Source organism: Actinoplanes sp. NPDC000266, assembly GCF_042899005.1.
GTDB lineage: Bacteria > Actinomycetota > Actinomycetes > Mycobacteriales > Micromonosporaceae > Actinoplanes.
On the sequence record NZ_JBIAZI010000006.1, the window covers coordinates 518,152 to 540,623 of the forward strand.

Genomic DNA, 22,472 nt, shown 5'->3' on the forward strand with positions numbered 1-22,472 from the left:
GTCTTCGAAGAAGGGGCGACCGATGACCACCTCGATCCAGGGCAAGCGCGTTGCCTTCCTCGCCACCGACGGCGTGGAGGAGGTCGAGTACACGGAGCCGCGCAAGGCCGTGGAATCGGCCGGGGGCACTGCCGAGCTGGTCTCCATCAAGGACGGCGAGATCCAGGCCGTCAACCACATGGACAAGGCCGGCACGTACCGGGTGGAGAAGTCGGTGAAGGACGCCGACGTCTCCGACTACGACGCCCTCGTCCTTCCCGGCGGGGTCGCCAACCCCGATTTCCTGCGCGCCGACGGCGACGCCGTCCGGTTCGTCCGCGATTTCATGGCGTCCGGGAAGCCGGTCGCCGCCATCTGCCACGGCCCCTGGACGCTGGTCGAGGCGGGCGCGGTCAGCGGCCGCACGCTGACGAGCTGGCCCAGCCTGCGCACCGACCTGGCCAACGCCGGCGCCACCTGGGTCGACGAGGAGGTCTTCGTCGACGACCGCCTCATCACGAGCCGCAAGCCCGACGACCTGCCGGCCTTCTGCGGCGAGCTGATCTCGGCGATCAACCTCGCCACAGAGTGAGCATCATGGCCTCGACCGCGATGTCGGGCTTGACGTTCTGATCGATGGCGTCGCGGCAAGCCAGCACGGCCTCCAGCCGGCGCAGGGTGCTCTCGGCGCTCCATTTCTCGGCGGCGGCCGCGGACTGGGTCGCCGTGTCGGTATGCACGACCGAGACCGGCGCGCGCAGGTTGGTGATCAGGACGTCGCGGTAGAAACCGGCCAGGTCGACCAGCGCGCGGTCCAGCGCGTCCCGCTTCGAGCGGGTGGCCCGGGACTTCTGGCGCTTCTCGAGCTCTTTCAGCTGGCCGGCGGCGCCTCGCATGGCGCCGGCGGCGCCGCGGCCCGTGCCGCCCGCGCCCAGGGCCTGCTCGAGCGCCGCCCGCTCGGCCGCGTCGGTCTCGACGACCGCCTCGGCCGCCTCGGCCTCGGCCGCCTTGATCAGCGCGGCGGCGGCCTCGTAGCAGGCGCCGACGCTGCTCAGCCGCCTCGGCACGGCCAGGACGGCCTCGCGCCGGCTGCGGGCCTCGGGATCGCCGGCCAGCCTTTTCGCCCGCCCGACGTGGCCCTGGGCGGCCGCCGCGGCCCAGGCCGCGACGTCGGGCGTGACCCCGTCGCGGCGGGCCAGGACCTCGGCCACGGCGTCGGCCGGCGGCTGGCGCAACGCCACGACGCGGCAGCGCGACCGGATCGTCACCGAGATGTCGTCGGGATGCGTCGACGGGGTGCAGAGCAGGAAGACCGTGCGCGGCGGCGGCTCCTCGATGGCCTTGAGCAGCGCGTTTCCCGCCTGCTCGGTGAGCCGGTCGGCATCCTCGATGACCACCACCTGCCACCGGCCGCCGGAGGGCGCGCTCGCCGCCCGCAGCACCAGGGTCCGCATCTCGTTGACGCCGATCGAGAGACCCTCGGGCACCACGAACCGCACGTCGGCGTGGGTCTTGCCGAGCGCGGTGTGACAGCCGTGGCACTCGCCGCAGCCCACCCCGCCGCGCTCGCACTGGAGGGCGGCCGCGAACGCCCGCGCCGCCACCGAGCGGCCACTGCCGGGCGGGCCCGTGAAGATCCACGCATGGGTCATGGCGCCGGCCGGCACCTCCTCGCCGGCCACGACCCGCGCCGCCGCCGAGGCGGCCTGGCGCAGCGTGGCGACCGCGTCGTTCTGACCCACCAGATCTGCGAAGACTTCACTCACGCACACGATGGTATTGCGCGGGTCCGACAGTCTCCGAAGTTATCCACAGGAGGGTTATCCACAGTGGAGAACTTGCCGTAGCGGAGCCTTCACTCTTCCGGGTACGTTCTGGTCCCGGCAAGTGACGCACGGTGAGGAGACTCCGGCATGGCGCGTGAGATCGACGAAGCGTGGATCAGCGAAGCCATCGACCGGCATCGTCGCGTCGAGCAGCTGCGGGCCGACTTCGAGCGCGCCATCGAGTCGCAGACGGTCTCCGTGCACTCGCCCGACGGCTCGATCGAGGCCACCGTGACCGCCACCGGCCGGATCACCGACATGCGCGTCCACGGCGGTCTTCATCACCGCGAACCCTCCGAATTCACCCGCGAGCTCCAGGCCGTGGTGGCCGACGCCGCCGACGCCGCCCGCTGGGCGCGCGACAAACTTCGCGGCGAGATCTTCGGGCAGCCGCGCTCCCTGGGAGAGGACTGACATGGACCACCTCGCCGACTGCCTCGACCGCGCGGCCGACGACCTGCGCACCGTCGAACGGGCGGTGGCCCCGCTCACCGTCCCGCCCGGCTCGTTCGCCGAGACCATGCCTGGCGTGCCCGGGCGCGTCGGCCGCTCCCTGCACGAGCATTGGACGGCCATCGTCGCCGCTCGGGCGCGGGAGGCCGCCGACGTCTCGGCCCGCCTGACCGCCATGGCCTCCTCGGTCCGGTCCGCCCGCGACGGCTATCGCGAGACCGACGACGCGGTCCGCCGCCGCTTGGAGCTCTGATGGATCGCCTGAGCCAGGTGCTCGACGCGGCCCGGCCCCTGCTGCGGCGCGTGGAGCAGGTGCTCGACGCGGCCGGGGCCCCGGCGGAGCACGAGATCTGGCAAGAGCTTCGGCGTGTACGCCTTCTGCCCGCCGACGCCGTCGCGGCCGTGGACGCGCTCCGGCCCGAGGTGCTGGCCGAAACCGGGCCCTCGTTGCGAGCCGCGGCCCGGTCGTGCGCCGGCGCCGCCGCCGACCTGCCACCGCCTGGAGAGTGGGAGGGCGAGGCCGCCGAGGCCTACGACGATCTCCGCCACCGGGTCGCCACCCACCTGGCCGGCGCCGACGACAGCCTCGACGAGCGGCTGGAGGCCACGGCCGACCTGGCAAGCGCCCTGCATGACTGGATGACCCGGGTCCGCGACACCCTGGCCGCGACACTGGCCGAGGCGCTGCTGTCGGCCGAGGCGCTGACGCTGCAGACCACGCCCACCGCCGCGCCACCCGAGGCGGCCGAGATCGAGGCCGCCGCCACGGTCGCCACCCACGTCCTGCGGACGATCGCAGGCCTCTACACCGAAGCGGAGGAGCTGATGCACAACTCCACCCACCTGACGAGCCCGATCCCGGTGTAGGGGCCCGACATGGGTGCGGCGCCGCACTCGAATCCGAGTGCGGCGCCGCAACCCCCTGCACCCCCCGCAGGTGTACCGATTACTCAACGCCATCGATCGATGGTTGTCTCGGGGTTACGACGGCTTCGGGCCGCTCGGGCGAGCAGGACCGGACGTCCGTCGTCCGCGACTCATCCGTCAGGAGATCGACAAGTCTCCATACGGTCGACGCCGGTTCCGGATCATCAGTGCCGCGAGCGACGGCGGCGCATGGTCACGGCCACCGCGGCGATGCCGGCCACCAGCAGAGTTCCACCGGCCATGGCCAGACGGTCGAGGCGCGGGCCGGTCACCGGAAGGCCGCCACCGGCGCCGCCGGCCCCGGCCCCGGCGGGCTGACCGGCCGAGGGTGAGACCGCGGCGGATTCCAGCACGCCGAAAGCCATGTCCAAAGTGGTCCTGACCTGCGGGCCGTAGCCGGGCTTACCCCGGTCCTTCGTGCCGTGCTTGGCCGCGGTGGCCTGGACCAGGGAGACCTTGACGGCCGTGGCACGGGCCGCGATGGCGGTGCCCTTCGTCGCATGCCGGACGTCGCCGAGCGAGACGCGCAGGCGAGTGCCGACATTCGTGCCTGACTCGGTCTCCGTCTTCGGTGCGGTGGCCCCACCCTTCGGCGCGGTCATTGGGGGCAGACCGGGCGCTGCGGCCACCGGGGGCAGTCCCGGCACCGCCGGAACCGGCAACCGTCCGCCCTTGCCCAGCGCGGTCAGGTCGGAGAGGCGGCTCAGCGGCACGGACTCGGTCGCGTGGCGCTGCGGAGTCAGCGTGATGTCGGCGTGGTCGCCCGGCGCCTCCAGCCGCTTCGTGGCGATGCCGTCGCCAGAGACCTCCACCAGGGCCGGACGGTAGACGACCTTGCCACCCTCGGCGGCCGACATCGAGGTGGTCAGCGCCGGCGGCCGCAGCACGCGCACCAGGACCTTGCCACCGGCCAGCTCGATCCGGCCCGCCTTCACGGTGGACGAGGCCACCGACCGGGCCGCGTCGCCGCTTGGCTCCAGCGCCGTCGTGCTTTCGCTCGAGAGCTTCTCCGGTACGCGGACAAGCCCGTCCAACAACCGCAGGCTCGTCACCCCGGCCTCCGAACGGGTCGTCTCACCCACGGCACGACCACAGGCCATGCCGGCTTCCCACCGCGCGTGCGCCTTCATCTGCCCAGCACCGAGCTTCAGCGGCCCCGCCTTGCCGGCCGACGTGGCCCGGCGCGCCGCCTCGGGGTTGGTGGGCGGCGCCTTCTGAAGCAGCGGCTTGCTCAGCCCGCCGCTGCCCTGGGCCTGCCCGTCCAGCAGCCGTCCATAGGCCGCCGACGACACCTTGGCCTCAGCGATCATCGCAGTCCGGGTCTCACCAACACCCACATCGGACAGCGTCGCGGTCTTGCCTCTCTCCGCGACCGCACCCTTCCGCGCCTCGTCACCATCACTTGAGCCCGAGTTGGAGCCGGCATCGCCCTCGTCGCCAGATTCATCCTTCTTGGCGCCATCCTCGCCGGCGCCGACCGCAACACCGTCACTGTCGCCCGCGACACCGTCGTTGTCGTCCCCGGCACCGTTCGCACCCGAACCGCCCACGTCACCGTCGCCCGCGTTACGGCCAGCGCCGTTCGCGCCCAAACCGTCCTCGTCACCGCCGTCCGCGTCACCGCCGTCCGCGTCACCGCTGCCCTTGACCCCCGAGCCACTCGCGCTGCCGGAGGCGGCGTCGCCCAACCCGGGATCCCGCGCCGCCGCCATCCCCCGCGACTTCGTGATCTCGCCCTGCACCGGCCCTCCGGCACCGCCTCCGCCCGAGGCACTCCCCGCCGCCGTCAGTCCATCCACGAGGCTCCCGCCATGCTCGGCGGCCTCGCCCAGACGGCCGGTGACCTCGTTGGCCGGGGTGACCACGTCGGCCTCGCCGTCGGTGCCCGCCTTGACCTTCGGGCGCGGGGTCAGCGAGCCCAGCACGGCCGTACCCAGCATGCCGATGCCCTCGCTGAGGGTGTCGCTGTCCTCCGGGTCGGCGATCGGGTCGTCCACAGCACCCAACACCCGAGCCGCCGCGCCGGTGTCCCGGGCGCTCTCCGTCTTCGGCTTCTTGTAGCGCACCTCGGGAACCTGCACGGCGAGCTTCTCGATGCGCAGCAGCTCGGCGCCGGACTGGGCCGCGTAGCTCTCGGCCCGCTCGCACGGTGCGGGAGCGGCGAACGCGGGCAGCGGGGCGCTGAGAGCACCCGTGAAACCGAGCGCGACGACACTGGCGGCCAGCGATCTGGCGGGCGTCATGGGTAGTTCCCTCCCGAAGTGTTCCGTGTTGAGCAACGTCTACGGGTCTGCCCAACGACGGTCGATTGGGGCGGTTGTGCCGCATCTATGCGACAACCCTGCCGGGTAGCCCAAAACCGGCATTTGGTGCGCGCTTGGGGAAGTCGTAGGGTGGTGACCATGGGCATGCTGTGCGCGGTCAGCTTCAACCGGTACGGCCGCCTCTACTACCTCGACCCGGGCGAGTTCTCGCCCCAGGTCGGCGACCGTGTGCTGGTGCCCACGGACGACGGCCCCGAGGTGGCGGAGTGCGTCTGGGCGGCGCAGTGGGTGAGCGAGGAGACCTCGGGCTTCCCGAAGGTCGCCGGCATCGCCGACGACAACGATCTGCGCCGCGACGAGTTGCTGCGCAAACGCAAGGCCGAGGCCAAGGTCGCCGCCAAAAAGCTGATCAAGGCGCACGAGCTGCCGATGAAGGTCGTCGCCGTCGATCACGTGCTGGATCAGACCGGCGGCAACAGCGCCCGCACGACGATCTATTTCACGGCACCCCACCGGGTCGATTTCCGGTCTCTCGTGCGCGATCTCGGCGCCACCCTGCATTGCCGGGTCGAGCTGCGCCAGCTCTCGGCGCGCGACTCGGCCCGGGTGCAGGGCGGCATCGGCTCCTGCGGCCGCGATCTCTGCTGCGCGACCTTCCTGACCGACTTCGAGCCGGTCACCATCCGCATGGCCAAGGACCAGGACCTGCCGCTCAACCCGCTGCGCATCTCGGGCGCCTGCGGCCGGCTCATGTGCTGCCTCAAATACGAACATCCTCTGTACCAGAGGTTCCAGGCGTCGGCGCCCACGATCGGCAGCCGGGTCACCACCCCCGAGGGCGACGGCCGCGTCGTCGCGCACAGCGTGCCCAAGGACTCCGTGGTCGTCCGCCTCGACGCCGACGGTTCCCGCTGCTCGTGCAGCCGTGCCTCGGTCTGTGGGCCCCGCCAGGCCCACGACGAGCAGTACGGCTGATTCACCGCACCCTGACCGGCTCCTCGATGAGCCGGGCCACCAGTGGCTCGGCCGGGCGCAGCCATGAGGCGTCCGGGGCGCCCTGCGGATCGGCCTCCCACTTGCGGCTGATCTTGTCGACGCCGATCGGGTGGATGGTGAGCGTGCCGTCGCGGTCGATGTGCAGCCGTAGGAAGCTTTTCGCGTCTTCGATGCCCTGACCGGCGAAGAGCTCGTTGACGTTCACGTCGAAGCGGCCGGCGATCAGCAGATAGAGTGCGCACACCTGGGTGGCCACGAATCCGCCGACCGGCAGGTAGAGCACCGCCGCGACCACCAGCGGACCGGGCCAGGACCACTCGTGGAACGGCAGCCGCAGCCACAGCCACGTGCCGCCGGCGGCCAGCGCTATCTGGGCGAAGCCGTGCAGCAGCCCGAGGATCCAGTGCCGTGCGTGTTTCGGCTTGTCGGCGCCGGGCGGCTGGGCGAACAGCACCGCGCCGGCCAGGATCACCGCGAGCATGAAGACCAGCGGAATGCTGAACAGCCGCTTGAAGATGTCGTCCTGGACGACCGCGCCGGCCATCGCCAGCATGGTCAGCGTGGTGATGATGCCGAGCATGGTGGCGAAGCCGGCGTTGCGGGTCGTGACCCGGTGGAACACGCCCCAGCCCATCCGCCGCGACGCGGCCGCGTCGGGAAAGGCCTTCTGGAACGGGTAGGTGTGGCTCACGCTGCGGTTGCGGGTCAGCGTGCCCTCGGGCGGCACCACGATCTCGTCGGGCAGCTGGGCCGTGCCGAGCAGATAGGCCCCTCCACCGCCGCAGGTGATCAGCTGCCGGTCGTCGTCGCCGTAGCGCGCGTAGTGGTGCAGGTCGCCCGAGACCATCACCCGGACCGTCGCCTTGCGGGGCGCGATGATCGTCCGCACGAAGTAGTCGATCGCGTCGTAGTCCTTCGGGTCGTCGGCCGCCTTCACCCACTTGGGCGACGGCGTCATGAGGATGACCCGGTCCTCCGGGCCGAGGTCACGCGCCGCCTTCTCGAAATACAGCAATTGCGGATCATCGATGTACGCCCCGAACTGCTCGTCGATCGCGAACAGCCACCAGTCCGAGGGCAGCTTGACCGCGAAGTACGACCGCCGCTGCTCGGTGCGCCACCCGCCGATGTGCCCGTCCTTGCGCCGCGCGAACAGCCGCAGGAACGCCGTCAGCCCGTCGTACCAGTCGTGGTTGCCGGGCAGGGCGAACAGGGTCGGCCGGTGCCCCTCGGCCGGCGGCTCGGGCAGCGCCGCCCGGTAGGGACCCTTCATCCGGCTCTCGTAGCCGTCGCCGCTGGCCAGCGGGTAGACCTGATCGCCACCCATGAGCAGCAGCCGCCCGCGCGGCAGCGTCGCGTCACCCACCTGGAGGGTCGGCTGGGCCAGCAGCCAGGCCACCGAATAGGTGGCGTGGAAGCCGTCGCCGAGATCGGCCACGTAGTCGAGCCACAGCTCCCCGTCGGCCGTCTTGGAGTGGTCGAACCAGCCGCCGTCGAGCGAGTTCTGGAGCTCGCGTTTGTCCAGATAGGCACCGAAGAGGATCGCCAGAAGGGCCCGCAGACCCGTACTGAGCAGCAACAACGGCGCGAGCCAGCCCACCGGGCGCTTGGGCTCGAAGCCCAGCTCACGAGGATCCATGCTGGTCGGCCGGCGCGGCACGACCTGCCCCTGAGGGGCCGGCTGCGGGTGATCGTCGGTCACGCCAGGCACAGTAGTCCCGTCGTACGACAGATTCGCTCCCCCGTTTACAGCGGACCCGCCGAACCCGGGCCGAACCGATGGCGTACGATTGGTCATCGTTGCCGCCTTAGCTCAGTCGGCTAGAGCGACGCACTCGTAATGCGTAGGTCGACGGTTCGATTCCGTCAGGCGGCTCGGGTAACACGAAGGCCCCGTGGACTGGGATAACACCCCAGGAACGGGGCCTTCTTCGTGTCTCCCACCAAGATCAAAGGTGTACCTCAGGGTCCCAGGTGACCGGCAACTTGTGGAGGTACTCCTCCCCGAACGACTGGCGATCCCAGACCTGAACGGACGCTCCTGGAGCTACATCGCTTCCCTGGGGCTCTACGGTGATACGGCGTTCAAAATAGGTGTCGGGGAGAGCGAGGGGGTATCCGCGGTTCTCGCTGCGGTGGCAGCGCTGGAGTGGGCAGGTGCGTGGCACGATGCCCAGGTGGTCGACATCTATGAGCTGTTGCCTCATGAGCGCACGCCGGTCGACTACCGCGACCTCGTCAATGATCCGCGGATTGATCAAGAAGGCTTGCGGCAGCTGGGCCGGAACCCGTTCTCGTTCGTTCGTAGCGCTGTCGCCCGGTCTCCGCGCGCCGACGCCACCACGCTCGCCGCTGTCTCTCTCGACGGGCTGGACCGGTGGACCCGGAACAGCGTCCTGCTCGCGATAGCCCGGCACCACAACGCGGATCGGTCCACCCTGTTGGGGACGTTGCGCGAGGTCCGTGCGCTGCTCAATCAGCCGGGCGAACGTCCCTTCGCGGCCGCTCTGGCGTTGGCTCGGCGGGCGGAACTCAGCGAGACCGAAGTGCTCGGCCTCATCGACCAGCCCAACGCCTCGCGGCGGATGGCTCGTGGTGTCCGGCGGGCACTGGCTGAGCGTGAGCCTCGCTAGCCGATGCGCCGGCTGCGGGTGGGGCCGTCCGGGGTCTCGTCGTCGTTGACGCCCAGCAGCTCGGCCATTTCCTCCAGCGGAGGCTCCTCCGGATGCGGGTGGTCGGCCGCGATCAGGTCGGGGGCCTCGAAGTCGGGAGCCGGTGGGACCGCCGTCGAGGCGGGGGCCGGGTGCACGCCGTCGCCGGCCAGGAGCGGGGTCAGGCGGTCGCTCACCGCCGTGCCGATCTCCTCCGGTGGGCGGGCGGCGTCCAGGACCAGGTAGCGGCGCGGGTCGGCCGCGGCCAGGTCGAGGAAGGCGTAGCGGACCCGCTCGTGGAAGGAACGGGACTCGCTCTCCAGGCGGTCCGCTCCCTCGCCCCTGGAGTCGACCCGGCCCAGGCCCACTGTCGGGTCGACGTCGAGCAGGACCACCAGGTCGGGCTTCAGGCCTCCGGTAGCCCAGGAGGACAGCCAGGAGATCTCGGCGACCGGGAGGGTGCGGCCGGCGCCCTGGTAGGCCAGGGACGAGTCCACGTACCGGTCGCTGATCACCACCGCTCCCCGGGCCAGGGCGGGACGGACCACCGTCGCCACGTGATGGGCCCGGTCGGCCGCGTACAGCAGCGCCTCGGCCCTCGCCGACGGGGCGTCGCCCTTGTCGAGGACCAGGCGCCGGATGCGGGCGCCGACGTCTGTCGCGCCGGGCTCGCGGGTGACGACCACGTCGTGGCCCGCCGCCTCGAGGGTGGCGGCCAGGCGGCGTACCTGGGTCGATTTGCCCGCGCCCTCGCCGCCCTCGAAGACCACGAAGACGCCGCTGCGCACGAACTGCTCGTCCGGCGACAGCGGACGGCCCCGGATGGAGCCCCACAGGTCGGCCAGCACCGGGACGCCGCGCTTGTCGTCCATCTGGCGGAACGAGCTGATGCCGACCGCCACCCCGGCCGCGCCCGCCACCAGCAGCAGCACGCGGGTGAAGGACACGTCGATGCTGAACGCGCCCAGGTCGACGCGGCGGGAGCTGCCCAGGCCGACCAGGAAGCCGGCCAGGGTGATGGCCAGGAGCAGCACCATCCGTACGCCGATCTGGACCACCGCGAAGACCCGGCCGCGGACCGCGTCGTCGACCTCGCCGTAGAGCAGCGTCGTGCCGGCCAGGAACGCCATGCCGGCCCCGGCGCCGACCAGCAGCGCGCCGACCAGGGCCATCGACAGGTGGAAGGCCACGCCCAGGAACATCACCGAGCCGCTGGCCAGGACGATGCTCATGCCGAACCAGCGGCGGCGGGAGAGCTCGCGGATGATCATCGGGCCGAGGCCGATGCCGAGCGCCAGGCCCATGAAGATGGTGCCGAAGAGCAGGTAGAACGCCGCTTCACCGGCGCCAAGGGACGTCGCGAAGGTCTTGGCCGCGCCGATCACGATGCCGCCGGCCGCGAACGCGCCGAAGATGCCCAGGACCAGGCCACGGACCAGAGGCGTGCCGCCGATGTATTTCCAGCCGTCGAGGAACTGGCGGACCATGCTCTGCTCTTGGGCCTCGCGCTGGCGTTCCTCGCTCTTGCCGCCGATCTCCTTGATGCCGAAGAAGACCGTGAGCGCGGTGACCAGCCGCGAGATCGCGTTCAGGTAGAGCGCCAGCTGGACCGGCTCGGCCCAGTCGGGCAGGGTCACCCCTGATTGCTGTACGCCGGCGGTCAGCGCCGAGAGGACCAGGGCGGCCAGGATCGGCGTGATGCCGTACGTCGTGACCAGGGTGAGCTGGTTGGAGACCTCGATCCGCGATTTCGGGATGAGGTTGGGCACCGCGGCTTCCTTGGCCGGGATCCAGATCAGCGTGATCGTCTCGCCGATGAAGGTGGCGATGGCGGCCCAGGCCACGGTGACGCCGGGTGAGCCGCCCAGCAGCGGCACCAGCGGGATCGAGCCGTAGAAGACGAAACGGATCAGGTCGGTGATGACCATGGTGTAGCGCCGGTCGAACCGGTCGGCGAAGACACCGGCGATCGGGCCGAGCAGCAGGGCCGGCAGCAGGCGGACGGCGATGGTGCCGCCGAAGGCCGCACCCTGCCCGGCGCTGCTCTGGAACTGGGCGGCGGCGAAGATGCCGGTGGCGAGCAGGCCGATCCAGTCGCCGAAGGAGGCGAGGCCGAGCACGAGCCAGAGTCGCCGGAACGGCCGGATGCGCAGCACGGACCGTAGGGCCGCCGCTCCCGACAGGTCTACCGGCGCGGTTTCCCGCTTTTCGGTGTCGATGGCCGTACCTCCCGTGATCCCCGCAGGGTGCACTCTATCGGGCGGCCACGACCGCCCTGTTCACCCACGTTCGGGTATCGAAAAAGTGAAGGCCTTTCGCGTTGCCTTCATCACGCGTTAAGTTGCTCGCGTGATCGACCGCACACTCCTGCAGAAGCGGCTCGACCGGGCCACCGCGCACCTCGAGACGCCGGTGGCCGCCGTCGACCTGGCCGCCTTCGACGACAACGCCGCCCAGTTGGTGGCACGCGCCGGCGGCAAGCCGCTGCGGGTGGCCAGCAAGTCGGTGCGCTGCCGGGCGCTGCTGGAGCGGGTGCTGGCCAAGCCCGGCTGGCACGGCGTCATGGCGTACACCCTGGGCGAAGCGATCTGGCTCGTGCGCGAAGGGCTGACCGATGACGTCCTGGTGGCGTACCCCACGGTCGACCGGATCGCCCTGCGCGAGCTGACCACACAGCCCGACCTGGCCGCGGCCATCTCGATCATGGTGGACCACCCCAGTCACCTCGACATCGTCGACCAGGTGACGCCGCCGACGGCCCGTCCGGAGCCGGTGCGGCTCTGCCTCGACCTCGACTCGTCCTGGCGGCCGACGAATCAAATTCATTTGGGTGTACGCCGTTCGCCTGTGCACTCCGCGGCCCAGGCCGGCGCTCTGGCCCGGCGGTTGGTCGAGCGTCCGGGTTTCCAGCTGGTCGGGATGATGTCGTACGAGGCGCAGATCGCCGGCCTGGGCGACCTGCCGCCCGGACAGTCGCTGAAGGGCCGGGCGATCCGCCTGATGCAGTCCAGGTCGTTCCCCGAGCTGCTCCAGCGCCGCGGGGCCGCCGTGAAGGCCGTCCGCGAGCACGCCGACCTCGAATACGTGAACGGCGGCGGCACCGGAAGCGTGGCCGCGACCGGCGCCGATCCGGCGGTCACCGAGGTCACCGCCGGTTCGGGGCTGTACGGGCCGACGCTGTTCGACGCCTACAGCGCGTGGCGGCCGACCCCGGCCGCGTTCTTCGCGCTCAGCGTGGTGCGGCGCCCCGCGCCGAAGATCGCCACGGTGCTCGGCGGCGGTTGGATCGCCTCCGGGCCCGCCGAGACGTCCCGCCAGCCCACCCCGTATCTCCCGGAGGGCCTGAGGTTCAAGCCCGACGAGGGACCCGGCGAGGTGCAGACGCCGCTGGTCGGCCCCGCCGCGGCGACGCTACGGCCGGGTGACCGGGTGTGGTTCCGTCACGCCAAGGCCGGCGAGCTGTGTGAGCACGTCAACGAGCTTCAGCTGATCGACGGTGAGACAGCCGCGCCGACCCCGACCTACCGCGGGGAGGGCCATGCCTTCCTGGGGTGAGCGCCGCTCAGTTGGTCACATGGCGGTGCAGGTACTCCCGGATCAGGGCCTTTGCTTCGGTCAGCACGGACTCGTCACCGTTCTGATCGCGCCGGAACGCCAGCTTGATCAGCGCGTCCGCCGCCTCCACCGAGATCTGCAGCGCGAACCGCAGCCGCGCCCGGTCCATCAGCTGGAACTGGTCGACCAGCAGCTCGGCCAGGCGGTCGGCGATCACCGCGTTGTTGTCGCGCTCGACGTCGAGCAGGTGCACGTCGACCACGTCGCCGAAGTGCAGGGTGCGGAAGCCGGGCACGCTGCGGTGCATGTCGATGTACGCGTCGATGGCCGCGTCGACACCGTCCCACCAGTGGGCGAAGGTCTCGCTGCCGAAGCGGTCGGACAGACTCTGCAGGTAGGCGTCCATGTTGCGCATGGCGAGCGCCTGGACGATCGCCCGCTTGTCGGGGAAGAACTGGTAGACCGAGCCGATGGCGACCTCGGCCCGCTCGGCGAGCAGCGTCGTGGTCAGGCCCTCATAGCCGACCTCGTCGACGAGCTCGGCGCAGGCGTCGAGCATGCGTTGGACCCGGGCAACGCTTCTGCCCTGCACCGGAACCCGGCGAAGGGGCCCGGTGGTGACGGTTGGTGTCGACACGCGTCGCCACTCCCTCTCAGCAGTGATAATCGGAACGTTACTCGGATCAACGAGCGAGAGGCATCGACGGGACGCGCGGGACACGCCGCTTTCCCGGTTTTGTGCGACTGTGCGCTCGTACGGAGGACAAAGCCATAATGACGACCCCCCTGAACGCCCGCCGCTGGATCAACTGGGGCGGCAACCAGCAGGCCATCGCCGCCGACGTCCTGACCCCTGGCACTGTCGACGAGGTGGCCGCCCACGTCAAGGACGCGTCGGGAAACGGACGCAAGGTAAAAGCGGTCGGCAGCGGTCATTCATTTACCGCCATCGCTGTCGCAAATGATCAGCGAATGGTGCTTCACCGTCTGAACGAATTGATCTCGGTGCAGGGGGACCTAGTCACGGTGCAGGCGGGCATGCCGCTGGCCAAGCTCAACGCGCTTCTCGCCGAGCACGGCCTGGCGATGCCGAACCTCGGCGACATCGACGCGCAGACGGTAGCCGGCGCGATCTCCACCGGCACCCACGGCACCGGCGCCTCACACTGCACGCTGGCGTCCTGCGTGGAAGGCGTCAAGATTGTCAACGGGTCGGGTGAGGTCCTCACCATCGGCGCCGGCGAGGAGCTGTTCCAGGCGGCGCGGATCGGGCTGGGCGCGCTCGGCATCCTCGTCGAGGTGACGCTGCGCTGCGTTCCCGCGTTCACGCTGCTGGCCGACGAACGGCCGATGGCGCTGGCCGACGTGCTGGCCGGGCTCGACGAGTGGATCCCGAGCAACGACCACGTCGAGTTCTACTGGTATCCGTACACCGACAGGGCCCAGCTCAAGCGCAACAATCGCGTGCCCGCGCACGACCAGCCGCTGTCCTCGTTCCGGGGCTGGCTGGACGACGAGTTCCTGTCGAACACGGTGTGGCAGGGCGTCTGCCGCCTCGGCAAGGCCGTCCCGGCGATCGTGCCGACGGTGCAGTCGGTCGCGGCCCGCGCGCTGACCGCCCGCACCTACACGGAGCGCTCCGACAAGGTCTTCTGCACGCCGCGGCGGGTTCGATTCACCGAGATGGAGTACGAGGTCCCGCGCGAGGCGCTCCCCGAAGTGCTGGACGCGCTGCCCCGGATCATCGAAGGGCTGCCGTTCAAGGTGCAGTTCCCGGTCGAGGTGCGCTTCACCGGCCCGGACGATGTGTGGCTCTCCCACGGCTACGGCCGCGAGTCCGCCTACATCGCGGTCCACCAGTACAGCGGCGTCACCTACGAGCCGTACTTCCGCGCGATGGAGGCCGTCTGCCAGCCGCTGGGCGGGCGTCCGCACTGGGGGAAGCTGCACTACCGCACGGCCGAGGACCTCCGCCCGGTCTACCCGAAGTTCGACGACTTCGTGGCCGTGCGGGACCGGCTCGACCCGGCCCGGGTCTTCGCGAACGAATATCTGGACCGGGTGCTCGGAGCCTGAATCACTCCGCCGAAGCGGCGGCCTTCTTGGGGGCCGCCTTCTTCGGCGCTGCCTTCTTCGCCGCGGCCGCCTTCTTGGCGGGCGCGGCCTTTTTCGCCGGAGCCTTCTTGGCCGCGGGCTCGGCCGTCTTGGCGGCGGCCTTCTTGGCCACCTTCTTCTTCGGGGCCGGGCCCTTGGCGCGCTTCTCGGCGAGCATCTCGGACGCCTGCTCGACGGTCAGCTCCTCGGGCGTCTGCCCCCGGCGCAGCGACGCGTTGTATTCGCCGTCGGTGACGTACGGGCCGAAGCGGCCCTCCTTGATCACCATGGGCTTCTCGGTGACCGGGTCGGGACCCATCTCGCGCAGCGGCGGCTTGGCCTCGCGGCGCTGCCGGGTCTTGGGCTGCGCGAGCAGGGCCAGCGCCTCGTCCAGGGTGACCGTGAAGAGCTTGTCCTCGTTCTCCAGCGACCGGTAGTCGGTGTCGCGCTTGACGTACGGGCCGTAGCGGCCGTTCGCCGCCGAGATCTCCTTGCCCTCGGCGTCGGCGCCCAGCACGCGCGGCAGGGTCAGCAGCTTGAGCGCCTGCTCGAGGGTGAGCTCGTCCGGCACATGGCTCTTGAACAGCGAGGACTTGCGGTCACCGCTCTGGACGTACGGACCGAATCGCCCCGATTTCAGCTGGACGTCCCCGCCGGTCGCCGGGTCTTGGCCGAGCGACCGCTCGCCGCCACCGCCCAGATAGAGCTCGTCGATCTTCTCCGGGGTCAGCTCGTCGGGCGCGATGCCCTCGGGCAGCGAGGCGCGGTCGCCCTGCGTCTCCTCGTCGACGTCGGGCAGCCGGCGCTCCAGGTAGGGCCCGTAGCGGCCGACCCGGACCACCACGTTGCGGCCCTGCTCGTCGGTGAAGAGCGGGATCGAGTTGACCGAGCGGGCGTCGATCGCGCTCAGGTTCTCGGTGACCATCTTCTTGAGGCCGCCGGCCTTGGCGATCGAGTCGTCCGCGCCCGGCGTCTGGCTGCCGAAGTAGAAGGAGGTCAGGAAGTCGAGCGCGGCGTGGTCGCCACCGGCGATGTCGTCGAGCTGGCTCTCCATCGAGGCCGTGAAGTTGTAGTCGACCAGGCGCGGGTAGTGGCCCTCGAGCAGGCCGATCACCGCGAACGCCAGGAAGGTCGGGATCATCGCCTGGCCGCGCTTCTCGACGTAGCCGCGGTCCTGGATCGTCCGCATGATCGACTCGTACGTCGACGGGCGGCCGATGCCGAGCTCCTCCAGCGCCTTGACCAGCGACGCCTCGGTGTAGCGGGCGGGCGGCGAGGTGTGGTGGCCGACCGCGGCCAGCTCCTCGGCGGTCAGCGGCTGGTCCTTGACCAGGGTCGGCAGGCGGCGCTCGGCGTCCTCGGCCTCGGCGTTCTCGTCGTCGGAGGACTCCACGTAGGCCCGCAGGAAGCCGGGGTCGGTGATCGTCTTGCCGGAGGCGGCGAAGTCGACCTCCTCGTTCGCGGTCGAGATGGCGCGGATCCGCACGCTGACCGAGTTGCCGACGGCGTCGGTCATCTGGGACGCGATCGTGCGCCGCCAGATCAGCTCGTACAGCTTGAACTCGTCGGTGGAGAGCTCGTTGGCAACCTCGCCCGGCGTCCGGAAGTTGTCGCCGGCGGGGCGGATGGCCTCGTGCGCCTCCTGCGCGTTCTTCACCTTGCCGGTGTAGCGGCGCGGTTGCGGCGGCACGTTCGACGGACCGTAGAGCTCGGCGATCTGGCGGCGGGCCGCGGTCAGCGCGGTCTCCGACAGGTTGACCGAGTCGGTACGCATATAGGTGATGTAGCCGTTCTCGTACAGCTTCTGTGCCGTGCGCATCGTCTGCGAGGCGGAGAACCGCAGCTTGCGGGCGGCCTCCTGCTGCAGCGTCGAGGTGATGAACGGCGCGTACGGCCGGCGGCGGTACGGCTTCTCCTCGACCCGGGTGACGGTGAACGGGCGGTCGTCGAGGCGGGCGGCGAGGCCCCGGGCGCCGGTCTCGTCGAGGTGGACCACGCCGGCGCCCGGCTTGACCTGGCCCGTGGTGGGCTCGAAGTCCTTGCCGGTGGCGATCCGGTCGCCGTCGAGCGCGATCAGGGTGGCGTTGAAGCTGCGCGGGCCCTCGATCTGGCCTTGAACGGCCAGGGTGGCCAGGATGTCCCAATATTCCGCGCTGCGGAACGCCATGCGCTGGCGTTCCCGCTCGACCACGATGCGGGTCGCCACCGATTGGACACGCCCGGCCGACAGGCCGGGCATGACCTTCTTCCAGAGGACGGGGCTGACCTCGTAGCCGTAGAGGCGGTCGAGGATGCGGCGGGCCTCCTGCGCGTCGACCAGGTCGCGGTCGATCTCGCGCGGGTTGGCCACGGCGGCCTGGATGGCCGGCTTGGTGATCTCGTGGAAGACCATCCGCTTGACCGGGACCCGCGGCTTGATCGTCTCGACCAGGTGCCAGGCGATGGCCTCGCCCTCGCGGTCCTCATCGGTGGCGAGGAAGATCTCGTCCACTTCCTTGGCCAGCTTCTGCAGCTTGGCGATCTGGGCCTTGCGGTCCTGGGAGACGACGTAGAGCGCGTGGAAGCCGTTGTCGACGTCGACGCCGAGGCGCGCCCACGACTCGCCCTTGTATTTGGCGGGCACGTCGGCTGCCTTGCGGGGCAGGTCACGGACATGGCCGAACGAGGCCTCGACAAAATAGTCGGGGCCTAGGTAACCGGCGATCGTCTTGGCCTTCGACGGAGACTCGACGATGACCAGACGGGTCGTCCTGGCGTCACTCGGCACGGCACTCCCACACTTCGCACTAAGCGTCCCGCCATCCAGACCGACGGGGCGCACAGACTTTCAACGTAACGCGCCGGACGAGCTCCCATTCCCTCCGCACCCCGAAGTCGGATGGTAACGGTCCGGCCACCGCACGCGTCCGACGGCGACACCGTACACCGGGAACATGCCGTCGTGTCGGACACAATCCAGGAAGATCACGCACCCGCGCCCCGAGGCCAGAGGTCTTCCGGCGCGGCCGGGGGCCTTTCGCCGACCAGCTCGGCGAGCCGGGCGACCCGTCTCTTCCCCTTGATCAGATATTGCCGTCCGTCCTCCGACAGCCGGCCCGCGAGACCCGCTCGGACCAGCGCCGCGTCGATCTCCGCGGCATCCTTCCCCGGGTCCAGACCCAGCGCATATCCGCCCGGGACGGGCTCACCGGCGGCGGCGACCCAGAGCCGCAGCCGGGGGCCGCTGAGAAAAAGCTCGGCGGCCACCTCGGGCCAGGCCCGTGCAAGACCGTTCAATCTCCGGGAGTACGCCGTGAGCACCTCGAAACGGGGTCTCGCCCCGGGTGGCTCATCCACTTCCGTGATCTGCGCCTCGGTCGGCTGATCGTCGCCCGATTCCTGCGCCGTCGTCCCTGGCTCGCCGGATTTGTCGGTTTCGGAGGTTTCCACGGGGCGCCAGTTGACCACCAGCCCCCGGCTGACCAACTCGGCGGCCAGCACGTGAACCCGCCAGGCGGCGTCCACGACCACCGACACCCGGGCCGTGCCGCCCATGCGGCCCAGCCGGCCCGGACCGGCCAGCAGCCCGGCCAGGTCGCCCGGCGACGGCTCGGTGGTCTCGGCCCCGAAGATCGGGAGCTGCCTCCCCGACTCGGAAGTCTGCCCCGGTGGACGCTGCGCCGGCCGGCGCTTGGCAGCCGGGACCGGCGCGGGCAGAACCTCGCGCGGGATCAGCGGCCACCCCGTCTCGGTCATCTCACCGGCACTCGGGCACTTCGTCGAAGGCGGCCTGCAGCTCCTGGGAGTTGAGCTTGCTCGTGTCGAGGCCGCTCGCCTCGTAGTCGGTCTGAAGCTGGGAGACGACCTGGGTCACCTGTTGATAGAAGGACTCGGCGGGCGCGGTCGGCAGACCCTCGATGCCGCCCTTGGCCTTCGCGTAGGCGTCGCGCATGGCCGACAGCGAGCCGAGGAAACCGTCGGCGATCTTCTCACCGTCGTCCACGTCGGGCACTCCCGCCTTCTGCACGCCGGCACGGGCACGCTCGCTCGCGTCCTCGGCGCCGGCGAAGAGCCGTGAGAGGTTTTCCTTCGCCTGGTTGGGCGTGGTGGCGGTCTCCATCTGCTGCTGGGTGCGGGTGGCCAGCGAGCCGATCTCGCTGCGCCACGGCTCGAGCGTGGTGCAGACGGAGGTCGCCCAGGCGCGCGCGCTGTGCGCGCCGGAGCATGCGGCGAGAGGGGTCACGAGCGCGAGCAGAGCCAGCAGTGCGAGGGGTCGGGCCGGGCGCATGGAGAGCAGCGTACGGGGCACCCGACGAAGGTCGAGTGCCCCGTACGGTTTGTTACGCCGTGACCTTGGCCGTCGGCGTGGTGTCGCCGGCCGCCGGGGTCGGGGTGTCGTCACCCATCGAGATCGGCTTGCGCTTGCTCCAGACGACCGCGGCCACCACGATCGCCGCCGCGACGACCGCGATGGTGATGCGCAGCGGGTTGTTCTGGTCGCTGCCGATGCTCCACGCCACGACCGCCGGCGCGATCAGCAGCGACACCAGGTTCATCACCTTGAGCAGCGGGTTGATGGCCGGGCCGGCGGTGTCCTTGAACGGGTCGCCGACAGTGTCGCCGATGACCGTCGCCTCGTGCGCCTCGGAGCCCTTGCCGCCGAAGTTGCCGTCCTCGACCAGCTTCTTGGCGTTGTCCCAGGCGCCACCGGAGTTGGCCAGGAAGACCGCCATCAGCGTGCCGGCGCCGATGGCGCCGGCCAGGTAGGCCGCGAGCGCGCCGGCGCCGAGACCGAAACCGACGGCGATCGGGGCCATGATCGCCAGCACACCGGGGGCGAGCAGCTCGCGCTGCGCGTCACGGGTGCAGATGTCGACGACCCGGCCGTACTCGGGCCGCTGGGTGCGGTCCATGATGCCCGGGAACTCGCGGAACTGGCGGCGGACCTCCATCACGACGGCGCCCGCGGAGCGGGAGACGGCGTTGATGGCCAGGCCGGAGAAGAGGAACACGACGGCCGCGCCGATCAGCAGGCCGACGATGCTGCGCGGGTTCGCGATGTTCAGCAGGCCGAGGATCTCGTTGCCGACCTGGTCCGGGCGGATGCCCGCGTCGGCCAGCGAGGTGGCCAGGCTGTTGGTGTACGACCCGAACAGCGCCGTCGCGGCGAGCACGGCCGTGGCGATCGCGATGCCCTTGGTGATCGCCTTGGTGGTGTTGCCGACCGCGTCGAGCTCGGTGAGGATCTGCGCGCCCTTCTCGTCGACGTCGCCCGACATCTCGGCGATGCCCTGCGCGTTGTCGGAGATCGGGCCGAAGGTGTCCATCGCGACGATGACGCCGACCGTGGTGAGCAGGCCGATGCCGGCCAGCGCGACGGCGAACAGCGACAGGGTCAGCGACGTGCCGCCGAGCAGGAAGGCGCCGTAGACGCCGGCGCCGATCAGCAGCGCCGAGTACACGGCGGACTCCAGGCCGACGCTGATGCCGGCGAGCACGACGGTGGCCGCGCCCGTCTGCGACGACTTGCCGATGTCCTGCACCGGTCGCTTGTTGGTCTCGGTGAAGTAGCCGGTCAGCGCCTGGATGGCGGCGGCCAGCACGATGCCGATCACCACGGCGCCGATCGCGACCCAGCGCGGGTCGCGGCCGCTGGCGGCGACGCCCGCCTCGATGCTGTCGTCACCGAAGCCCGCGAAGGTGCTGGGCAGGTAGATGAAGGTGACCACGGCGACGGCGATCGCGGAGATCACCGCGGAGATGTAGAACGCGCGGTTGATCGCCGTGAGGCCGTTGCGGTCGCTCGGGCGCAGGCGCGTGATGAAGACACCGATGATCGCGATCACCACGCCGATCGTCGAGACGATCAGCGGGAAGATCAGGCCGTCCTGGCCGAACGCGGCCTGGCCCAGGATCAGCGCCGCGACCAGGGTCACCGCGTACGACTCGAACAGGTCGGCCGCCATGCCGGCACAGTCACCGACGTTGTCGCCCACGTTGTCCGCGATGGTCGCGGCGTTGCGCGGGTCATCCTCGGGGATGCCCTGCTCGACCTTGCCGACCAGGTCGGCGCCGACGTCGGCGGCCTTGGTGAAGATGCCACCGCCGACCCGCATGAACATGGCGAGCAGCGCGGCGCCGAAGCCGAAGCCCTCGAGCACTGTCGGGGCGTCCGCCCGGAAGATGAGCACGACCAGCGCGCCACCGAACAGGCCGAGGCCCACGGTGAGGAAGCCGACCACGCCACCGGTGCGGAACGCGATGCCCATGGCGGTCTCGCGGCCGCCGTTCTCACCGGCCGCCGCGGCCACCCGCAGGTTGGCCCGGGTGGCGAGCGCCATGCCGGCGCCACCGATGAACGAGCTGAAGACGGCGCCGACGATGAAGAACAGCGAACGGCCGATCTTGACCCAGACCTCGTTGTCGGTGTCGTGCACCGGCAGGAGGAAGAGCAGAACGACCGCGATCACCACGAAGATGGCGAGGGTCTTGAACTGACGGAACAGGTACGCCGACGCGCCTTCCTGCACGGCCCCGGCGATCTCCTGCATGTTCTTGGTTCCCCGGCCGGCCTTGAGCACCGACTGGACGAACATGGCGGCGAAGCCGAGCGCGATGAGCGCGAATACCAGCGCCACGATGACAAACGTGACGTTGGAACCACTTAACGAGGTCCCGGACATCAATGTCCTCCTGTACACCGACCGCGCCCGGGTCAGCGGACGAGACCGTCCGGGCGCATCCCCGTTCTAAGGGGAACGACAACCGGGTCCCGCGGGCGCGGGACCAGGAGCAGTAGTTGATAACTCGCGTACTGTATCGGCCGACGTGGTGATGGTCACACCCGGATCCGGCCGTGTCGTGGTGATGTTTCCCGCTGTGTTAGCGGGCGAGAAATAGGGTATAGAAGCTGGTTTATCCCTGGGGCTTTGTCCGAAATGCCCTATCTGCGCTGCACGGGCCACACCATGCGGACCTCGGTGCCCGTCCCGTCCGCGACCGGGCTGACCTTCAGGTCGTCGACGAAACCGGCCAGCAGCGCGAAACCGACGCCGGTGGTGAGGTCCTCGTCGGTCAGCGTCTCGGCGGCCAGCTCGTCCGGCGGCAGCTTGGTCAAGCCGATGCTGGCCTCGATCGGGGCGTGGTCGATGACCCGGACCGTGTAGGAGTCCGAATCAGACATCTCGACGGTCACCAGGTCGGGCAGGCCGTACTGGTTGTGCAGGGCGACGGCCCGCGTGCAGGCCTCACCGATGGCCAGCCGGACCTCGTCCAGCAGTTCCTCGGCGACGCCGGCACGGCGGGCCACGGCGACGCCGACCAGCCGGGCCGTACGGACGTGCACCGGCGCGGGCGAGAAGGACAGCCGAACAGTCGCCATCACGAAGTCGGACCGCTGCCGTCGCCGTCCTGGGTCGCCGCCTCGATCGTGGGATAGATCGGGAACACCTGGTCGAGCGCCGTGATCCGGAAGATCTTCAGCAGCGCTTCCTTGGAACAGACCAGGCCGAACTTTCCGTTGGCCACGCGGAGGCGCTTCATCGCGCCGACCAGCACGCCCAGGCCGGTCGAGTCGAGGAACTCGACGCCGCCGAGGTCGACGATGACGTTGCGCGCACCCGAATCGACCAGCTCGACGAGGCGCTCCCGCAGCCTCGGAGCCGTGTAGACGTCGACCTCGCCGCCGACCTCGAGCACCGTGTGCTCGTCGACGGTCCGGGTAGCAAGGGACAGCTCCATCGCTCCTC

19 protein-coding genes and 1 tRNA gene are annotated in these 22,472 nt (G+C 70.4%); 9 read left to right on the forward strand and 11 right to left on the reverse strand.

Annotation, left to right across the window (positions count from 1 at the left end; all coding sequences use genetic code 11):
- The first annotated feature begins 22 nt into the window (after positions 1-22).
- Positions 23-571, forward strand: coding sequence for a type 1 glutamine amidotransferase domain-containing protein (locus tag ACFY36_RS26680; protein WP_499748650.1), 549 nt, complete (start codon positions 23-25; stop codon positions 569-571).
- Here ACFY36_RS26680 and ACFY36_RS26685 read toward each other — a convergent pair.
- Positions 552-1,745 carry a DNA polymerase III subunit delta' gene (locus ACFY36_RS26685; RefSeq protein WP_499748651.1) on the reverse strand — a complete coding sequence of 398 codons (1,194 nt, stop codon included), beginning with the start codon at positions 1,743-1,745 and terminating at the stop codon, positions 552-554. The two genes, ACFY36_RS26680 and ACFY36_RS26685, sit on opposite strands and share 20 nt — an antisense overlap.
- A 147-nt stretch (positions 1,746-1,892) precedes the next feature.
- Here ACFY36_RS26685 and ACFY36_RS26690 point away from each other — a divergent pair, with 147 nt between their 5' ends.
- Genes ACFY36_RS26690 through ACFY36_RS26700 form a run of 3 tightly spaced genes read left to right on the forward strand, consistent with a single transcriptional unit; the run spans position 1,893 to position 3,125 of the window.
- Positions 1,893-2,219 (forward strand): YbaB/EbfC family nucleoid-associated protein, encoded by a 327-nt coding sequence (locus tag ACFY36_RS26690; RefSeq protein WP_499748652.1) that lies wholly within the window; start codon positions 1,893-1,895, stop codon positions 2,217-2,219.
- A 1-nt stretch (position 2,220) separates the two neighbouring features.
- Positions 2,221-2,511: a hypothetical protein gene (locus ACFY36_RS26695; RefSeq protein ID WP_499748653.1), complete on the forward strand. Its 291-nt coding sequence runs from the start codon at positions 2,221-2,223 to the stop codon at positions 2,509-2,511.
- Complete coding sequence (locus ACFY36_RS26700; protein ID WP_499748654.1) at positions 2,511-3,125, forward strand: hypothetical protein; 615 nt, start codon at positions 2,511-2,513, stop codon at positions 3,123-3,125. The genes ACFY36_RS26695 and ACFY36_RS26700 overlap by 1 nt, the downstream gene beginning before the upstream one ends.
- A gap of 224 nt (positions 3,126-3,349) precedes the next feature.
- On the opposite strand, the gene ACFY36_RS26705 is transcribed toward ACFY36_RS26700, so the two are convergent.
- A complete protein-coding gene (locus ACFY36_RS26705; RefSeq protein WP_499748655.1) occupies positions 3,350-5,428 on the reverse strand; it encodes a hypothetical protein in 2,079 nt (692 codons plus the stop codon).
- Between the two features lie 159 nt (positions 5,429-5,587).
- Here ACFY36_RS26705 and ACFY36_RS26710 point away from each other — a divergent pair, with 159 nt between their 5' ends.
- Positions 5,588-6,424, forward strand: a complete 837-nt coding sequence (locus tag ACFY36_RS26710; protein WP_499748656.1) for a PSP1 domain-containing protein — start codon at positions 5,588-5,590, stop codon at positions 6,422-6,424.
- A gap of 1 nt (position 6,425) precedes the next feature.
- Here ACFY36_RS26710 and ACFY36_RS26715 read toward each other — a convergent pair whose 3' ends face one another.
- A complete protein-coding gene (locus ACFY36_RS26715; protein WP_499748657.1) occupies positions 6,426-8,243 on the reverse strand; it encodes a metallophosphoesterase in 1,818 nt (605 codons plus the stop codon).
- A 4-nt stretch (positions 8,244-8,247) separates the two neighbouring features.
- On the opposite strand from ACFY36_RS26715, the gene ACFY36_RS26720 reads away from it, so the two are divergent.
- Both ACFY36_RS26720 and ACFY36_RS26725 read left to right on the forward strand, forming a co-directional pair.
- Positions 8,248-8,321, forward strand: a tRNA-Thr gene (locus ACFY36_RS26720).
- A 112-nt stretch (positions 8,322-8,433) separates the two neighbouring features.
- On the forward strand, positions 8,434-9,078 hold the full coding sequence (locus ACFY36_RS26725; protein ID WP_499748658.1) for a hypothetical protein: 645 nt from the start codon (positions 8,434-8,436) through the stop codon (positions 9,076-9,078).
- On the opposite strand, the gene tmk is transcribed toward ACFY36_RS26725, so the two are convergent.
- Positions 9,075-11,252, reverse strand: a complete 2,178-nt coding sequence (tmk, locus tag ACFY36_RS26730) for a dTMP kinase (protein WP_499748659.1) — start codon at positions 11,250-11,252, stop codon at positions 9,075-9,077. The two genes, ACFY36_RS26725 and tmk, sit on opposite strands and share 4 nt — an antisense overlap.
- Positions 11,253-11,445: 193 nt before the next feature.
- Here tmk and ACFY36_RS26735 point away from each other — a divergent pair, with 193 nt between their 5' ends.
- On the forward strand, positions 11,446-12,651 hold the full coding sequence (locus ACFY36_RS26735; RefSeq protein ID WP_499748660.1) for an amino acid deaminase/aldolase: 1,206 nt from the start codon (positions 11,446-11,448) through the stop codon (positions 12,649-12,651).
- A 7-nt stretch (positions 12,652-12,658) separates the two neighbouring features.
- Here ACFY36_RS26735 and ACFY36_RS26740 read toward each other — a convergent pair whose 3' ends face one another.
- A complete protein-coding gene (locus ACFY36_RS26740) occupies positions 12,659-13,288 on the reverse strand; it encodes a TetR/AcrR family transcriptional regulator (protein ID WP_498693856.1) in 630 nt (209 codons plus the stop codon).
- A 137-nt stretch (positions 13,289-13,425) separates the two neighbouring features.
- On the opposite strand from ACFY36_RS26740, the gene ACFY36_RS26745 reads away from it, so the two are divergent.
- Positions 13,426-14,727, forward strand: a complete 1,302-nt coding sequence (locus tag ACFY36_RS26745) for a D-arabinono-1,4-lactone oxidase (protein ID WP_499748661.1) — start codon at positions 13,426-13,428, stop codon at positions 14,725-14,727.
- Position 14,728: 1 nt separating this feature from the next.
- Here ACFY36_RS26745 and topA read toward each other — a convergent pair whose 3' ends face one another.
- The 6 genes from topA to ACFY36_RS26775 form a co-directional block, all read right to left on the reverse strand.
- Positions 14,729-17,512, reverse strand: coding sequence for a type I DNA topoisomerase (gene topA, locus ACFY36_RS26750; protein ID WP_499748662.1), 2,784 nt, complete (start codon positions 17,510-17,512; stop codon positions 14,729-14,731).
- A gap of 197 nt (positions 17,513-17,709) precedes the next feature.
- Positions 17,710-18,480 (reverse strand): hypothetical protein, encoded by a 771-nt coding sequence (locus ACFY36_RS26755; RefSeq protein ID WP_499748663.1) that lies wholly within the window; start codon positions 18,478-18,480, stop codon positions 17,710-17,712.
- A 1-nt stretch (position 18,481) separates the two neighbouring features.
- Complete coding sequence (locus ACFY36_RS26760) at positions 18,482-19,012, reverse strand: hypothetical protein (protein WP_499748664.1); 531 nt, start codon at positions 19,010-19,012, stop codon at positions 18,482-18,484.
- 52 nt (positions 19,013-19,064) lie between these two features.
- Complete coding sequence (locus ACFY36_RS26765; protein ID WP_499748665.1) at positions 19,065-21,407, reverse strand: sodium-translocating pyrophosphatase; 2,343 nt, start codon at positions 21,405-21,407, stop codon at positions 19,065-19,067.
- 260 nt (positions 21,408-21,667) lie between these two features.
- Complete coding sequence (locus ACFY36_RS26770) at positions 21,668-22,108, reverse strand: ATP-binding protein (protein WP_499748666.1); 441 nt, start codon at positions 22,106-22,108, stop codon at positions 21,668-21,670.
- The gene (locus ACFY36_RS26775; RefSeq protein ID WP_360260427.1) at positions 22,105-22,464 is read right to left on the reverse strand and encodes an STAS domain-containing protein; all 360 of its coding nucleotides are present in this window, start codon (positions 22,462-22,464) and stop codon (positions 22,105-22,107) included. Before ACFY36_RS26775 ends, ACFY36_RS26770 begins: the two co-directional genes overlap by 4 nt.
- Positions 22,465-22,472: the final 8 nt, after the last annotated feature.

What these genes read in the sequence shown, in the direction of transcription:
- ACFY36_RS26690 (WP_499748652.1), top strand. Translation starts at nt 1,893, where the DNA reads ATGGCGCGTGAGATCGACGAAGCGTGGATCAGCGAAGCCATCGACCGG.
- ACFY36_RS26700 (WP_499748654.1), top strand. Translation starts at nt 2,511, where the DNA reads ATGGATCGCCTGAGCCAGGTGCTCGACGCGGCCCGGCCCCTGCTGCGG.
- ACFY36_RS26775 (WP_360260427.1), bottom strand. Translation starts at nt 22,464, where the DNA reads ATGGAGCTGTCCCTTGCTACCCGGACCGTCGACGAGCACACGGTGCTC.
- ACFY36_RS26765 (WP_499748665.1), bottom strand. Translation starts at nt 21,407, where the DNA reads ATGTCCGGGACCTCGTTAAGTGGTTCCAACGTCACGTTTGTCATCGTG.
- ACFY36_RS26755 (WP_499748663.1), bottom strand. Translation starts at nt 18,480, where the DNA reads ATGACCGAGACGGGGTGGCCGCTGATCCCGCGCGAGGTTCTGCCCGCG.
- ACFY36_RS26715 (WP_499748657.1), bottom strand. Translation starts at nt 8,243, where the DNA reads ATGACCAATCGTACGCCATCGGTTCGGCCCGGGTTCGGCGGGTCCGCT.
- ACFY36_RS26745 (WP_499748661.1), top strand. Translation starts at nt 13,426, where the DNA reads ATGACGACCCCCCTGAACGCCCGCCGCTGGATCAACTGGGGCGGCAAC.
- ACFY36_RS26710 (WP_499748656.1), top strand. Translation starts at nt 5,588, where the DNA reads ATGGGCATGCTGTGCGCGGTCAGCTTCAACCGGTACGGCCGCCTCTAC.
- ACFY36_RS26695 (WP_499748653.1), top strand. Translation starts at nt 2,221, where the DNA reads ATGGACCACCTCGCCGACTGCCTCGACCGCGCGGCCGACGACCTGCGC.
- ACFY36_RS26680 (WP_499748650.1), top strand. Translation starts at nt 23, where the DNA reads ATGACCACCTCGATCCAGGGCAAGCGCGTTGCCTTCCTCGCCACCGAC.
- ACFY36_RS26760 (WP_499748664.1), bottom strand. Translation starts at nt 19,012, where the DNA reads ATGCGCCCGGCCCGACCCCTCGCACTGCTGGCTCTGCTCGCGCTCGTG.
- ACFY36_RS26705 (WP_499748655.1), bottom strand. Translation starts at nt 5,428, where the DNA reads ATGACGCCCGCCAGATCGCTGGCCGCCAGTGTCGTCGCGCTCGGTTTC.